The organism is Pseudomonas fluorescens, from assembly GCF_005938625.1.
Lineage (GTDB): Bacteria > Pseudomonadota > Gammaproteobacteria > Pseudomonadales > Pseudomonadaceae > Aquipseudomonas > Aquipseudomonas fluorescens_BD.
In genome coordinates this window covers 172,141-186,610 of sequence record NZ_VCNJ01000017.1, presented here as the reverse complement: position 1 = coordinate 186,610, position 14,470 = coordinate 172,141, and the positions used below count along the sequence as shown (strand labels likewise).

The following is a 14,470-nucleotide window of genomic DNA, read 5'->3' as shown; positions in this document are numbered from 1 at the left end:
GCCGCTCCTACATTGGATAGTGCGAAGTCGGGCATCATTGGGCACACTGGCGGTCTGACTTTTTACATCCAACCTGACTGAGAGGAACGATCATGGTTCTGCGCTCGGAAATTCTGGTGAACAAAAACGTGCTCCCGACTAAAGAACAAGCTCTGCCCGGCCGCGAAACTGCGATGACCCTGCCTGAAAAGCACTTCGTCTTCGAAGAAACCCCGCTGCTTGGCCCGTTTTTCCAGGACGTCGATTTTGCGATCTTCGGTCTGGGCTGCTTCTGGGGCGCCGAGCGCCGCTTCTGGCAGCGCGAAGGCGTGGTCAGCACGGTCGTCGGTTATGCCGGCGGTTTCACGCCGAATCCGACCTACGAAGAAGTCTGCTCGGGCCTGACCGGCCACGCGGAAGTGGTGTTGGTGGTATATGACAAGGCCAAAGTCAGCTACGAAGAGCTGCTGGCGATGTTCTGGGAACTGCACAACCCGACGCAAGGCATGCGTCAGGGCAATGACATCGGCACGCAGTACCGCTCGGTGATCTACGCGACCTCGCCTGAGCATCTGGATGCGGCGCTGAAGAGCAAGGCGACCTATCAGGCTGAGCTGGCGAAAGCAGGTCTGGGTGAAATCAGCACCGAGATCGAACAGGCACCCACCGTGTACTTCGCCGAGACGTATCACCAACAGTATCTGGCGAAGAATCCTGAGGGTTACTGCGGGATTGGCGGCACCGGCGTGTGCATGCCACCGAGTCTGGCAGGCAATTAACCCGCCGACTGATCGTTCCCACGCTCTGCGTGGGAATGCAGCCCGGGACGCTCCGCGTCCCAACAGCGGACGCAGAGCGTCCATTGAGGCATTCCCACGCAGAGCGTGGGAACGATCACTGTAGAAGCTGCCGCAGGCTGCGATCTTTTGATCTTGCCGTTGATCAGCTCTCGGCAATCAGCCAATCCATCTGCCAGCCACCCTGGGTCTGCCCAAGCTTCTTCGACAACCACGGCAGCAACTCACGCAACTCTTCCTCCAGCCCCCACGGCGGATTGGCAATCGCCATGCCCGAGCCGTTCAGGCTGTTCGGCGTATCCAGCGGATGCACCAGCAGCTCCACACGCAACAACTTCGGCGCACCGGTGCCGGCCAGATCCTGATAGAAGCGGCGCAACGCACGCTGGTCCTTCACCGGATACCAGATCGCCGCCACGGTTTGACGCATCCGACCAATCGCCTCTTTCAACGACGCCGCGCAACGCTGCATCTCGTCGAGCTGTTCGAACGGCGGATCAATCAACATCACCGCGCGCTTCTCCTGCACCGGCAACATCGCCCGCGCGACGTGCCAGCCCTCACCGAGATGAACTTTGACCCGACGATCACCGGCCATGTTGTCCTTGAGCAGCACGCCGTCCTCCGGGTGCTTCTCGTTGAGCATCACTCGATCCTGTGGACGGGTCAGACGCCGCGCCAGCTCCGGCGAACCCGGGTAGTAGCGCAACTGGCCATCCGGGTTCATCTCGTGCAGCACCTTCATGTAATCGGCGGTCAGCGCCGGCAGATCCGGCTGATCCCACAAGCGCGCGATGCCTTCCAGGTATTCGCCGGTGCGATTCGCCTGATCGCCCTGCAAGTCATACAGACCGATGCCGGCGTGCGTGTCGAGATAGGCAAACGGCTGCTCCTTGCGCGACATCAAGGCGATGAGGCGGGTCAAGGTCAGGTGTTTGAACACATCGGCGTGATTGCCGGCATGGAAGGCGTGACGATAATTCATGGCTGCTCCTGCGAAGGGCGCAAAGTTTACCTTTTACCGGGCGGCAAGTCAGGGGTTCGCAGCCGAGCGGACAAAAGCCTTTCCCTCACCCTAGCCCTCTCCCGGAGGGAGAGGGGACTGACGGTGGTGATCTTGCGAGTTACATCGACCTGAAAGATCAGCGTGATCTCAGGTTTGGCCAAACGAAGATCAGCGCGGAAGTCGCAAGTCGGCGTACACCGCCCAGACAACTCGGTCGGTCCCCCGAAAGAACACCACCATCCAGGCTTGGCCAAGCCAAGTTCACCGCTGAAGTCGCAGGTCCGCGTACATCACCCAGACACCTCGGTCGGTCCCCTCTCCCTCTGGGAGAGGGCTAGGGTGAGGGGCTTTGCTTTTATGGCATTACACTGGCAAAACATAAGCGACAGGAAGTCAAAAACTCATGCGATATCTGATCATCTGCTTATTCAGCCTGCTTAGCCCATACCTCGCCCTTGCCGACGAAACCCACATTGAGCAGGCACGCCAGACACTAAAGAACTACGGCCTGAGCCACTGCATTCTGAAGCCATTCAACGAACGCTCCGCGCTGGAAAAAGACATTGCACTGTCCGCCAATGCCTATTCGTTCATGGGCAAAGGCATGCATACCACTCTGCAAAATGAAGACACGCTGCAGGTGCTGCACGATCCCTACAAAGAAACCCGAAACTACGTATTAACGGCTTACGAGCAGACACCTTCAAACAGCAAATACTCGAATGAAAAAGTGGTGTTCCTTGCGTGCCTGAAGGTCTACAACTCCGAGGCGTTCAACAGCTTTATCAACTCTCAGGATGCGTACATCCCTGACTGACTAACTGATTTCCTTTAACGTCAAAAGATCGCAGCCTTCGGCAGCTCCTACAGGGCGAACGCCAGTCCCGTGTAGGAGCTGCCGAAGGCTCGGGCCGCGTTCGGACGATCTTTTGATCTTTTTCAGGCGGGCATGCTGCGCAGGCGCCTGCCGATGACATCAAGCACATCACAGCCGTCACGCAGAGGAATCACACAGAGCTGGGCGAAGTCGCTGGGGATGACGGAGTCGCATTCGACCGAGCCGCGCATGCACATGTTTTCCAGCACCTGGATCACGGCGCGCAGGCGATGGTTGGCGGCGTCCATGAGGATGTCGAGGGGCACGTGGGTGTCGATGAACAGGGTCGGCATGTCGCTGCAATTGTCGGTCAGGGCCATGAAGCGGTTGTCGGGATGGGGGATGATTTTTTCGTAGGGTGGATCGGGTGTTAGCGTTTTCATTTTTGAACCTCTGGTAGTGAAATGAGCTTCCACCATCGCCCTCCTACGGGTTTGGGTGGCAGCCATGCGCGGGGTAGGAGTACCGAGACCAGAGAACTCGGCCACGCCGAAGCGTGCCCGCACATAACCGCCGCAAATGATCTTACGGACGCACGTAGACTGCCGCAAACCAGGCAACGACGTTTATGCACTCTTCTAGTCTCAAGGCTCCTACACCCTGTCGCCGCATCTGCGGTGACCTTTTAAGACTATCCCTGCAACCCATCCCCCACCAGTTCATGAAAACCGCCGCAACTCGAAGGAATCGTCCGAGACCTTCGCCCCGAAAACTCACTCCGACTCTGCCAGCAAAAACGCCAACAGTGCCGATTGCGACGATTCTTCCGACATAGAAACCTGAAAAAACCGCCTGACCTTGCAACGCAAAACCGCCTCGGGAAAGGCCTCGAAAACTGCCGGATATTCCTCGCTCAACCACTGCAACGCATTGGCCGTTCGAACTTCATGGCCTTGCTGCGCCAGCACCGACTCCGGCACCTGCCACCACGGGAATACCCGCCCCGATACCAGCGCCCTGCCACCGATATCCAGCGCCTGCCCATTGATCAAACAACGCCCGATCAGCGGGAACAGCTGCGCCGCATCCACTTCGCTGGCCTGCAAAATCGGCAACAGAAACCGCCCGTCCCAGAAACGAAAAAACATTGTTTTGCCGTCCGGCATCAGCACTTGGGTCAGGCTGCGAAAGTGCGCCAACACCTCTTCAAGACTCGCCGAAGACACCGCCAGCCACCCCCAATCCCGCGACTCGGTTGTGGCCACCCAATGCAGAAACTCACTGTCGGCGGCGACAATTCCCACGTGAGGCATCACTGCATCCCACTCGGCATAGATCGTACCGGCCCAGATCGGACTCGCCATGCCTGGCCAGCCCTTGAGCGGCTTCGCCTCGCTGGCATTGCTGAATACCGCGAACAACCGCTCGGAAGCTTGCAACGGCTCCCGCGCCAACCATTCGGCAGGCAAAAGAAAATCAGGCTGCACAGAGACCGTCCTTGCAACGCTCACACTCTTCGCAGAATGGTGCATCACCCTTGAAGCTCATGATTTGCGCGGCAGTGAGCATCGCTGCCGGCGCAGCGACCAGTTTCTCCGGTAATCCCGGGACAACCGGCGCGGCACTCATCGCCGCCATCGGCGCACCACCTACGACAATCGGCACACTGCTGAAAATGCCACCCGGGCCGATGTTGATCCACTGCCCGCCGGCCTGAATCGTCGCACTCGCGCCACCGTCGATGACCACTTGCTGGCCGGCGCTGACGTGGAATTGCCCACTGGCGCTGGTCGCCTGATTACTCACGCGGACATGCCGATCACCCGTCACAGATAGATGATCGTCCTGCCTCACTTCGGTCTGCCGCTGACCATGAGTGATGCGTTGCTCATCAGCCTTCAACTCATGGCGGGCGGTGCCGGTGACGACGATGCTGCGCTGGTTGTCGACCTGCACCTGTTGATCATTCAGCACATGCTGCGTCCAGTTGCGCTGGGCGCGCAGGTAAATTTCCTCGGCGCCTTTGCGATCCTCGATGCGCAGTTCGTTGTAGCCGCCCCCGCCGGGGCTGCTCTGACTGCGGAAAATGCTGCGGGTCTTGTCCGCCGGCAGGTCCAGCGGGATCGGTGTCGCGGCGTTGGGCAGGCAACCCACGACCAGCGGTTTGTCGGCGTCGGCATCAATGAAGCCGACCAGCACTTCCATGCCGACTCGCGGGATCAACACGCTGCCGTAACGGTCGTGCGCCCAGTTAGTGGCAACGCGCAGCCAGCAGCTTGAGTGCTCGTTCAATTCACCGTCGCGATCCCAAGCGAGCTGAACCTTGACCCGACCGTACTCGTCGCAGTGGATTTCCGTGTCTTTCGGCCCGGTCACAACGCCCGGCTGGTAACCCAGCATGCGTGGTTTTTCCGGCCCCAGCGCCGGGCGAAAGAACACGTCCCACGGCGTAGCGAGAAAGGTATTACGGTAACCCTGGAATCCTTCCCCATCACTGGTCACCGATTCCTCCAGCACTTGCGGCTGACGGCCATGGTGTTCGACGGCGGTCAGCAGCCACAGGTCGTTCCAGTCGTGGCGCGGATGCTCGGTCAGTTGCAGGAAATGTCCGCAAACCAGCGCGGATTCGTCGCTGATGCCTTCGGCCTGACGATAATCGGCGACATGTCGCTCAAGTGCCCGCTGGGCGAGATGCTTGCCGGTTTCACGATCGTTGAATTGTCCGGGAAAGTGATAGTCCTCCAGCACCGGGCGCTGCTCGCCGTCGATACGGCTTTGCAACTGCAGCCGCGGCTTTTCGAAGTTGTAGTCGCGCCGAGTGACCACGCTGGTGCGGGTTTCCACACGAACGTTGAAACGCTGAACCGCCGGGGCACCGGCAGACATGCCACTGCCCGGCAGATAAAGGGTCGGCGCGGCCAGTTTTGGAAACACCGTCTGGTCATCACCGAACACCAGTACGTGCGCGTCGGGGCTGTGTTGAAAGTGGTAATGAATACCGACCTCGGCACAGAGGCGTTGAATGAACGCCAAGTCGCTTTCGGCGTACTGCACGCAATACTCTCGAACCGGGTATTCGCTGCCTAACCGAAACTCGAACGCATCACGAAGGATCGCGTGATCCTTAAGCACCTGCGCAACAATTTGCGGCACGCTCTGGTGCTGGAAAATCCGCTGATTGATGCGGTGTCCCAGATACGTCAGACGTGGCACAAGGCTTAAGTGATAACGCGTCAGACGTTTCCCGGAGTCGCCCTGCCCGACCTGATAAATCTGACCGTGAATGCCAGAGCCCTGAGCATCAAAACTCAGAAACGCCTGACAGTGCAGCAGGCTCTCGAGATCCAGATCCGCCCGTTCACTGACCAGTTCCAGCTCGAAACGAAAGGGTTGGCTGATGGCTTCCTTGCCCGTGAACTCAAGGACTTTGAGGTCATGCTGGACGCCTTCGAGGGTCAACGTAAAACGCGGTTGATTGGCAGGCGCGAACATCCGATGTCTCTCTGCAGTGTGAGGGCGGGCGATTCTGCATGAGGGGCAAGGGGTGATGAATGGGTGACGGGGAAATCAGATTTGCCCTACTTCTATTGCCGAAAAACCCTGCAAAAATCGGCGCCTTCAACTACAGACAAATCCTCCAAAACCACCACCGAACCTTGTAGGAGTGAGCCTGCTCGCGATAGCGGTGTGACATTCAGCATTGATGTCGACTGACACACCGCTATCGCGAGCAGGCTCACTCCTACAGGGGAGCGCGGTGAATCAGAGAAATCACAGGCACAAAAAAACGGCCCGCCTCCTGTAGGAAACGGGCCGTTTTCGGGTGAGCGCTAGCTCAGAACAATCACTTGTTCAGGTGGAAATCTTTTTCCGCCGCTTCGAAGCGCTGCACCATGCCTTTGGTCGGCTCGCCCATCTTGCTGACGATGTAGATGGCCAGGCTGGCGAAGATGAAGCCCGGGATGATTTCGTACAGACCCATCACCTCGAAATGCTTCCACACCACTACGGTGATCGCGCCGACCAGAATACCGGCCAGTGCGCCGTCGCGGGTCATGCCTTTCCAGACCACCGAGATCAGTACAACCGGACCGAACGCAGCACCAAAACCAGCCCAGGCGTACGACACCAGGCCCAGCACGCGGTTTTCCGGGTTGGCTGCCAGGGCGATCGCGATCAGTGCAACCAACAGCACCATGGCGCGACCGACCCAGACCAGCTCCAGTTGCGAAGCGGATTTACGCAGGAAGGTTTTGTAGAAGTCTTCGGTCAGGGCGCTCGAGCACACCAGCAGCTGGCAGCTCAGGGTGCTCATCACAGCGGCCAGAATGGCCGACAGCAGCACACCGGCAATCCATGGGTTGAAGAGGATCTTGGCCAGTTCGATGAACACACGCTCGTGGTTCTCGGTGACGGGACCGGCGAGTTCCGGATGTGCCGAGAAGTACGCGATACCGAAGAAGCCCACGGCCACGGTGCCGCCCAGGCACAGGATCATCCAGGTCATGGAGATGCGACGCGCCTTGGCAATCGACTTCACCGAATCCGCCGCCATGAATCGGGCGAGGATGTGCGGTTGACCGAAGTAGCCCAGACCCCAGCCCATCAGCGAGATGATGCCGATGAAAGTGGTGCCTTTGAGCATGTCGAAATTGCTTGGATCTTGCGCTTCGATGGCCAGGAACGTGGTGTCGACGCCGCCGGTAGCCAGCAGGACGATGATCGGCGTGAGGATCAGCGCGAAAATCATCAGCGTGGCTTGTACGGTATCGGTCCAGCTCACCGCGAGAAAACCACCAACGAAGGTGTAGGCAATCGTCGCCGCAGCACCGGCCCACAGCGCCGTCTCGTAGGACATGCCGAAGGTGCTTTCAAACAGACGGGCGCCAGCCACGATGCCGGAAGCGCAATAAATGGTGAAGAACACCAGAATCACGATCGCCGAAATGATGCGCAGCAGGCCGCTTTTATCTTCGAAACGGCTGGAGAAGTAGTCTGGCAGGGTCAGGGCATCGCCGTTGTGCTCGGTCTGCACGCGCAGACGGCCGGCAACGAACAGCCAGTTCAGGTAGGCGCCGACGATCAGGCCGATGGCGATCCAGCTTTCAGACAGACCGGACATGTAAATGGCGCCCGGCAGGCCCATCAACAGCCAGCCGCTCATGTCGGACGCACCGGCAGACAGCGCGGTGACGACGCTGCCCAGGCTACGGCCGCCAAGAATATAGTCAGACAGGTTATTGGTGGAGCGATAGGCCATGAAGCCGATCAGCACCATTGCTGCGATGTAGATCACGAACGTGATCAGTGTTGGATTGCTTACGCTCATTAAGTTACGCCCTGGCTTTGTTTTTATGTAGCAGCGGTGATGAAGCCCGCGCAAACGACGACGTTTGGCAGACGATTCGGGATCCCGCGCATTTAGGACTGATGTTTCCCCAGGAAAGCCACCAGCCGATGCACCGGGTTATCCCGGTTGCACCTAGGGCGCGAATGCTATGCAACAAAGTTAAAAAGGTGCAACCAGTTTCGCGAGAATCAGTTGCACCTAGTCGGATATTCCGAGAAACAGGCGGTTTTTGCTCCCTTTTAGCGCAGTAAAGGCGCGTTGCTAGAAGCAAAAGCACCAAGCAAGTGCGGCACTTTCGTACCAGAAAATAATTCCTGACGAGCTGCTTATTATTCCGACAAAAAAGGGTTGCACCCGGTTGCACCTCTTTCAGCGCACGGCTAATCTTGCCGCCAGCTGATGCCACGCAACTGTGGCAACCATGAGGATAAAAATATGGCTACCACCACCCTTGGGGTCAAACTCGATGACCCGACCCGCGAGCGCCTGAAGGCCGCCGCTACCTCGATTGATCGCACACCGCACTGGCTGATCAAGCAGGCAATTTTCAATTACCTGGAAAAACTCGAGGGTGGTGCAACCCTGACCGAGCTGAACGGTTTGACCGCCAAAGACGCCGATGAGGCGGGCGAAATCCACACCGATCACGCGCACCAGTGCTTCCTCGAATTCGCCGAAAGCATCCTGCCGCAGTCCGTACTACGTGCTTCGATCACCGCCGCTTACCGTCGCCCTGAGCCGGAAGTGGTGCCAATGCTGATCGAGCAGGCTCGCCTGCCGGTCGCGATGGCTGAAGCCACCAACAAGCTCGCTGCGTCCATCGCGGAAAAACTGCGTAACCAGAAAAGTGCCGGCGGTCGTGCAGGCATTGTTCAGGGTCTGCTGCAGGAATTTTCTCTGTCGTCCCAGGAAGGCGTAGCCCTGATGTGCCTGGCCGAAGCGCTGCTGCGTATCCCGGACAAGGGCACTCGCGATGCACTGATCCGCGACAAGATCAGCACCGGCAACTGGCATCCGCATTTGGGCAACAGCCCGTCGCTGTTCGTCAATGCCGCCACTTGGGGTCTGCTGCTGACCGGCAAACTGGTCTCGACGCACAACGAAGCCGGCCTGACGTCGTCGCTGAGCCGCATCATCGGCAAGAGCGGCGAGCCGATGATCCGCAAGGGCGTCGACATGGCCATGCGCCTGATGGGCGAGCAGTTCGTCACCGGTGAAACCATCGCCGAAGCCTTGGCCAACGCGAGCAAGTTCGAAGCCAAGGGTTTCCGTTATTCCTACGACATGCTCGGTGAAGCTGCGCTGACCGAACACGACGCACAGAAGTACCTGGCGTCGTACGAACAAGCCATTCACTCGATCGGCAAAGCGTCCCACGGCCGTGGGATTTATGAAGGTCCGGGCATTTCCATCAAGCTCTCGGCACTGCACCCGCGTTACAGCCGTGCGCAGTACGAGCGTGTGATGGACGAGCTGTACCCGCGCCTGCTGTCGCTGACCCTGCTGGCCAAGCAATACGACATCGGCCTGAACATCGACGCCGAAGAAGCCGACCGTCTCGAACTGTCGCTGGATCTGCTCGAGCGCCTGTGCTTCGAGCCGCAACTGACTGGCTGGAACGGCATCGGTTTCGTCATCCAGGCTTACCAGAAGCGTTGCCCGTACGTGATCGACTACGTGATCGATCTGGCCCGTCGCAGCCGTCATCGCCTGATGATCCGCCTGGTAAAAGGCGCGTACTGGGACAGCGAAATCAAACGCGCTCAGGTCGAAGGCCTGGAAGGCTATCCGGTCTACACCCGCAAGGTGTACACCGACGTTTCCTACATCGCTTGCGCACGCAAACTGCTGTCGGTGCCGGAAGTCATCTACCCGCAGTTCGCCACGCACAACGCCCACACCCTGTCGGCGATTTACCACATCGCCGGTCAGAACTATTACCCGGGCCAGTACGAATTCCAGTGCCTGCACGGCATGGGCGAACCGCTTTACGAACAAGTTGTAGGCAAGGTTTCCGAAGGCAAGCTGAACCGTCCGTGCCGCGTGTACGCACCGGTCGGCACGCACGAAACTCTGCTGGCGTACCTCGTACGTCGCTTGCTGGAAAACGGCGCGAACACTTCGTTCGTCAACCGAATCGCCGATCAGTCGATTTCTATTCAGGAATTGGTAGCCGATCCGGTGGCGCAGATCGAGCAGATGGCGACCGTGGAAGGTGGTTTCGGCCTGCCGCACCCGCGCATCCCGCTGCCGCGTGATCTTTACGGTGCTGAGCGCGCCAACTCCAGCGGCATCGACATGGCCAACGAACATCGTCTGGCCTCGTTGTCCTGCGCCCTGCTTGCCACTGCACACAACGACTGGAAAGCCGCGCCGATGCTCGGTTGCGCTTCCAGCACTGAAACCCCTGCACCAGTGCTGAACCCCGCAGATCACCGTGATGTGGTCGGTCATGTTCAAGAAGCCACCGTCGAAGACGTCGACAACGCCATTCAATGCGCACTGAACGCAGCACCGATCTGGCAGGCCACCCCGCCGGCCGAACGCGCAGCGATTCTGGAGCGTGCCGCGGACTTGATGGAAGGCGAGATCCAGCCGCTGATGGGCCTGCTGGCTCGCGAAGCCGGCAAGACCTTCGCCAACGCCATCGCCGAAGTCCGCGAAGCCGTCGACTTCCTGCGTTACTACGCGGTGCAGGCGCGCAACGATTTCAGCAACGACGCCCACCGCCCACTGGGTCCGGTGGTGTGCATCAGCCCGTGGAACTTCCCGCTGGCAATCTTCAGCGGCCAGGTTGCTGCGGCACTGGCAGCCGGTAACCCGGTATTGGCCAAACCTGCCGAGCAAACTCCGCTGGTTGCCGCTCAAGCCGTGCGTTTGCTGCTTGAAGCCGGGATTCCGGAAGGCGTGCTGCAACTGCTGCCGGGTCGCGGTGAAACCGTCGGCGCCGGTCTGGTCGGTGATGAACGTGTCAAAGGCGTGATGTTCACCGGTTCCACCGAAGTCGCGCGTCTGCTGCAACGCAACATCGCTGGCCGTCTCGACAGCCAGGGCCGTCCGATTCCGCTGATCGCCGAAACCGGTGGCCAGAACGCGATGATCGTCGACTCCTCGGCACTGACCGAACAAGTTGTGATCGACGTGGTGTCCTCGGCTTTCGACAGCGCGGGTCAGCGTTGCTCGGCGCTGCGCGTACTTTGCTTGCAGGAAGATTCCGCCGATCGCGTCATCGAAATGCTCAAAGGTGCCATGGCTGAAAGCCGCCTCGGCAACCCTGAGCGCCTGTCCGTGGACATCGGTCCGGTCATCGACGCCGAAGCCAAGGCTGGCATCGACAAGCACATCCAGGGCATGCGCGACAAAGGTCGCAATGTCTACCAGGTGGCAATCGCCGACACCGAAGAGGTCAAACGCGGCACCTTCGTCATGCCGACCCTGATCGAACTGGAAAGCTTCGACGAGCTGCAACGCGAGATCTTCGGCCCGGTGCTGCACGTGGTGCGCTACAAGCGCAAAGAGATCGATCAACTGATCGGCCAGATCAACGCTTCCGGTTATGGCCTGACACTGGGCGTACACACCCGCATCGACGAGACCATCGCCAAGGTGATCGACAACGTCAACGCCGGTAACGTCTACGTTAACCGCAACATCGTGGGTGCTGTGGTCGGCGTGCAGCCATTCGGCGGCGAAGGCCTCTCGGGTACTGGCCCGAAAGCCGGCGGCCCGCTTTACCTGTACCGTTTGCTGGCGACCCGTCCTACCGACGCCATCGAACAATCCTTCGCTCGCGGTGATGCCGTTATCGCCCCGGACGTTCGTTTGCGCGATGCCATGAGCAAACCGCTGAACGCACTGAAAGCGTGGGCCGACAGCAACAAGTTCGCTGACCTGATCACCCTGTGCGTGCAGTACGCTGCGCAATCGCAAAGCGGGATTACCCGCGTGCTGGCCGGCCCGACCGGTGAGAAAAACAGCTACGCCATTCTGCCGCGCGAGCACGTGCTGTGCCTGGCCGAGGTTGAAGGTGATCTGTTGACGCAACTGGCAGCGGTGCTGGCGGTAGGTGGTTCTGCAGTGTGGCCAGAGTCCGACATCAGCAAGGCATTGTTCGCACGCCTGCCGAAGGACATTCAGGCGCGGATCAAGCTGGTTGCTGACTGGAACAAGGACGAAGTGGTGTTTGATGCGGTTCTGCATCACGGCCATTCCGACCAGTTGCGCGGCGTTTGCCAGCAGATTGCCAAGCGTGCCGGCGCGATCGTTGGGGTTCAGGGCTTGTCCCAGGGCGAGACCAACATTGCCCTGGAGCGTCTGGTGATTGAGCGGGCGTTGAGCGTTAACACCGCTGCGGCGGGTGGTAATGCGAGCTTGATGACGATCGGCTAAACCCGATGAACCGGGCACCTGCATAGGTGCCCGGCATAGCAGCAGTCCCTGTGGGAGCGAGCTTGCTCGCGAAAGCGGTTTGCCAGTCAACTCATCTGTTGAATGTGCCGACCTCTTCGCGAGCAAGCTCGCTCCCACAGTGGTTTGTGGTGTTTGCAAAGTTGTTGCGCGGCTCCAACATCACGCCCATCAATCATCCTGTTCAGCGTTTATCAGCACGCCTAGACTCGGCCCAACCCCAATTTCAGGTAGGCCGCCATGTCCGAGATGCTGCTCAGTTCCCGCAATCTGGCTTTCGAGCTGTATGAAGTCCTTGATGCCGAGGGCCTGACCCGGCGTGAGCGCTTTGCCGAGCACAATCGCGAGACCTTCGACGCCGCCATCGGCACCGCGCGCAACATCGCCGAGAAGTATTTCGCCCCGCACAACCGCAAGGGCGACGAGAACGAGCCGCGCTACGAGGACGGTAAGGCGATTCTGATTCCTGAGGTAAAACCGGCTGTGGATGCCTTCCTTGAAGCCGGATTCCTAAACGCCGCGAGAAGTTTCGACGCCGGCGGCATGCAACTTCCGACATTGCTGTCGCAAGCCTGCTTCGCGCATTTTCAGTCGGCCAACGCTGCGTCGACTTCGTACCCGTTCCTGACCATGGGCGCGGCAAACCTGATCGAGAGCTTCGGCACCGAAGAACAGAAACAACGCTTCCTGCAACCGATGATCGATGGCCGCTTCTTCGGCACCATGGCCCTGACCGAACCCCATGCCGGTTCGTCCCTGTCGGATATTCGTACACGCGCCGAGCCTGCGTCCGACGGCACCTATCGCCTCAAGGGCAACAAGATCTTCATTTCCGGCGGCGATCACCCGCTGTCGGAGAACATCGTGCACATGGTCCTGGCCAAGCTTCCGGACGCGCCTGCGGGTGTTAAGGGCATTTCGCTGTTCATCGTGCCGAAGTTTCTGGTCAACAATGACGGCAGTCTCGGCCCACGCAACGACGTGCTGCTGGCCGGACTGTTCCATAAGATGGGCTGGCGTGGTACCACCTCCACGGCGCTGAACTTCGGCGATAACGGTGAGTGTGTCGGCTATCTGGTGGGCGAGCCGCATCGCGGTTTGAGCTATATGTTCCAGATGATGAACGAGGCGCGGATCGGTGTCGGCATGGGCGCGGTGATGCTCGGTTATGCCGGTTATCTGTATTCACTGGAGTACGCCCGCGAACGTCCGCAGGGTCGCGTGCCGGACAGCAAGGACCCGACCACCGCGCCGGTGGCGATCATTCAGCATGCGGATGTCAGACGCATGCTGTTGACGCAGAAGTCCTACGTCGAAGGGGCGTTTGACCTCGGCTTGTATGCAGCGCGCCTGTTCGATGACACCACCACGCTCGAGTCCGAAGCCGAACGCAAACAGGCTCATGAATTGCTGGATCTGCTGACGCCAATCGTCAAATCCTGGCCATCGGAGTTCTGCCTCAAGGCCAACGAACTGGCGATCCAGATTCTTGGCGGTCACGGTTACACCCGTGAGTATCCGGTGGAGCAGTATTACCGTGACAACCGCTTGAACCCGATCCACGAAGGCACCCACGGCATTCAGTCGCTGGACTTGCTCGGGCGCAAACTGGCGCAAAACGGTGGCGCAGGGCTGAAGCAACTGATTCGCCTGATCGCCACCACCGCTGAACGCGCTACAGCATACGAATCGCTGACCGCACTGCGTGAACCACTGGAAAAACTGGTGGCGCGCCTGCAAACGGTGACCATCGGTTTGCTGACCGATCTGGCGCAGGGCAAGGTCAATAGCAGTCTGGCGAACTCGGCGTTGTACCTTAAGGTGTTCGGCCACACGGTAATTGGCTGGCGCTGGCTGGAACAGGCGATTCGTGCCGAGGAAGGGTTGGCCAAAGGGAATGCAGCGGATGCTGACTTCTATAAGGGCAAGCTGCAGGCGGCGCGGTATTTTCTGACGTGGGAAGTGCCGGGTTGCCATCATGAACTGACGTTGCTGGAGGTGCGGGATGATACGTGCCTGGCGATGCAGGATGCGTGGTTCTGATTTCAGCGCCATTACCCAGACAAAACACATTATCGCGCGCTCCACACCTGTCATGTTTGACAGGTGTGGAA

General features: G+C 59.4%; 9 protein-coding genes. 4 read left to right on the top strand and 5 right to left on the bottom strand.

Going from position 1 to position 14,470, the window contains the following annotated elements:
- Positions 1 to 92 precede the first annotated feature (92 nt).
- Positions 93 to 758: a peptide-methionine (S)-S-oxide reductase MsrA gene (msrA, locus tag FGA82_RS12555; RefSeq protein ID WP_141127307.1), complete on the top strand. Its 666-nt coding sequence runs from the start codon at positions 93 to 95 to the stop codon at positions 756 to 758.
- Between the two features lie 163 nt (positions 759 to 921).
- Here the strand turns inward: msrA and FGA82_RS12545 are convergent, their stop codons facing one another.
- The gene (locus FGA82_RS12545) at positions 922 to 1,761 is read right to left on the bottom strand and encodes a 23S rRNA (adenine(2030)-N(6))-methyltransferase RlmJ (RefSeq protein WP_007915674.1); all 840 of its coding nucleotides are present in this window, start codon (positions 1,759 to 1,761) and stop codon (positions 922 to 924) included.
- 424 nt (positions 1,762 to 2,185) lie between these two features.
- On the opposite strand from FGA82_RS12545, the gene FGA82_RS12540 reads away from it, so the two are divergent.
- Entirely contained in the window at positions 2,186 to 2,599 is a 414-nt protein-coding gene (locus FGA82_RS12540; RefSeq protein ID WP_141127305.1) for a hypothetical protein, read from the top strand.
- A 122-nt stretch (positions 2,600 to 2,721) separates the two neighbouring features.
- On the opposite strand, the gene FGA82_RS12535 is transcribed toward FGA82_RS12540, so the two are convergent.
- The 4 genes from FGA82_RS12535 to putP form a co-directional block, all read right to left on the bottom strand.
- On the bottom strand, positions 2,722 to 3,042 hold the full coding sequence (locus FGA82_RS12535; RefSeq protein ID WP_141127304.1) for a hypothetical protein: 321 nt from the start codon (positions 3,040 to 3,042) through the stop codon (positions 2,722 to 2,724).
- Between the two features lie 330 nt (positions 3,043 to 3,372).
- Entirely contained in the window at positions 3,373 to 4,086 is a 714-nt protein-coding gene (locus tag FGA82_RS12530; protein WP_141127303.1) for a DUF4123 domain-containing protein, read from the bottom strand.
- Complete coding sequence (locus FGA82_RS12525; protein WP_141127302.1) at positions 4,076 to 6,091, bottom strand: type VI secretion system tip protein VgrG; 2,016 nt, start codon at positions 6,089 to 6,091, stop codon at positions 4,076 to 4,078. Before FGA82_RS12525 ends, FGA82_RS12530 begins: the two co-directional genes overlap by 11 nt.
- Before the next feature lie 352 nt (positions 6,092 to 6,443).
- A complete protein-coding gene (gene putP / locus FGA82_RS12520) occupies positions 6,444 to 7,928 on the bottom strand; it encodes a sodium/proline symporter PutP (RefSeq protein ID WP_141127301.1) in 1,485 nt (494 codons plus the stop codon).
- Between the two features lie 456 nt (positions 7,929 to 8,384).
- Here putP and putA point away from each other — a divergent pair, with 456 nt between their 5' ends.
- Complete coding sequence (putA, locus tag FGA82_RS12515; protein ID WP_141127300.1) at positions 8,385 to 12,338, top strand: trifunctional transcriptional regulator/proline dehydrogenase/L-glutamate gamma-semialdehyde dehydrogenase; 3,954 nt, start codon at positions 8,385 to 8,387, stop codon at positions 12,336 to 12,338.
- 258 nt (positions 12,339 to 12,596) lie between these two features.
- Positions 12,597 to 14,399: an acyl-CoA dehydrogenase gene (locus FGA82_RS12505; RefSeq protein ID WP_141127298.1), complete on the top strand. Its 1,803-nt coding sequence runs from the start codon at positions 12,597 to 12,599 to the stop codon at positions 14,397 to 14,399.
- The last annotated feature ends 71 nt before the right edge of the window (positions 14,400 to 14,470 follow it).

Excerpts from the sequence above, each read along its gene's own strand:
- msrA (WP_141127307.1), top strand. The coding sequence starts at position 93 with ATGGTTCTGCGCTCGGAAATTCTGGTGAACAAAAACGTGCTCCCGACT.
- FGA82_RS12545 (WP_007915674.1), bottom strand. The coding sequence starts at position 1,761 with ATGAATTATCGTCACGCCTTCCATGCCGGCAATCACGCCGATGTGTTC.
- FGA82_RS12540 (WP_141127305.1), top strand. The coding sequence starts at position 2,186 with ATGCGATATCTGATCATCTGCTTATTCAGCCTGCTTAGCCCATACCTC.
- FGA82_RS12535 (WP_141127304.1), bottom strand. The coding sequence starts at position 3,042 with ATGAAAACGCTAACACCCGATCCACCCTACGAAAAAATCATCCCCCAT.
- FGA82_RS12525 (WP_141127302.1), bottom strand. The coding sequence starts at position 6,091 with ATGTTCGCGCCTGCCAATCAACCGCGTTTTACGTTGACCCTCGAAGGC.
- putP (WP_141127301.1), bottom strand. The coding sequence starts at position 7,928 with ATGAGCGTAAGCAATCCAACACTGATCACGTTCGTGATCTACATCGCA.
- putA (WP_141127300.1), top strand. The coding sequence starts at position 8,385 with ATGGCTACCACCACCCTTGGGGTCAAACTCGATGACCCGACCCGCGAG.
- FGA82_RS12505 (WP_141127298.1), top strand. The coding sequence starts at position 12,597 with ATGTCCGAGATGCTGCTCAGTTCCCGCAATCTGGCTTTCGAGCTGTAT.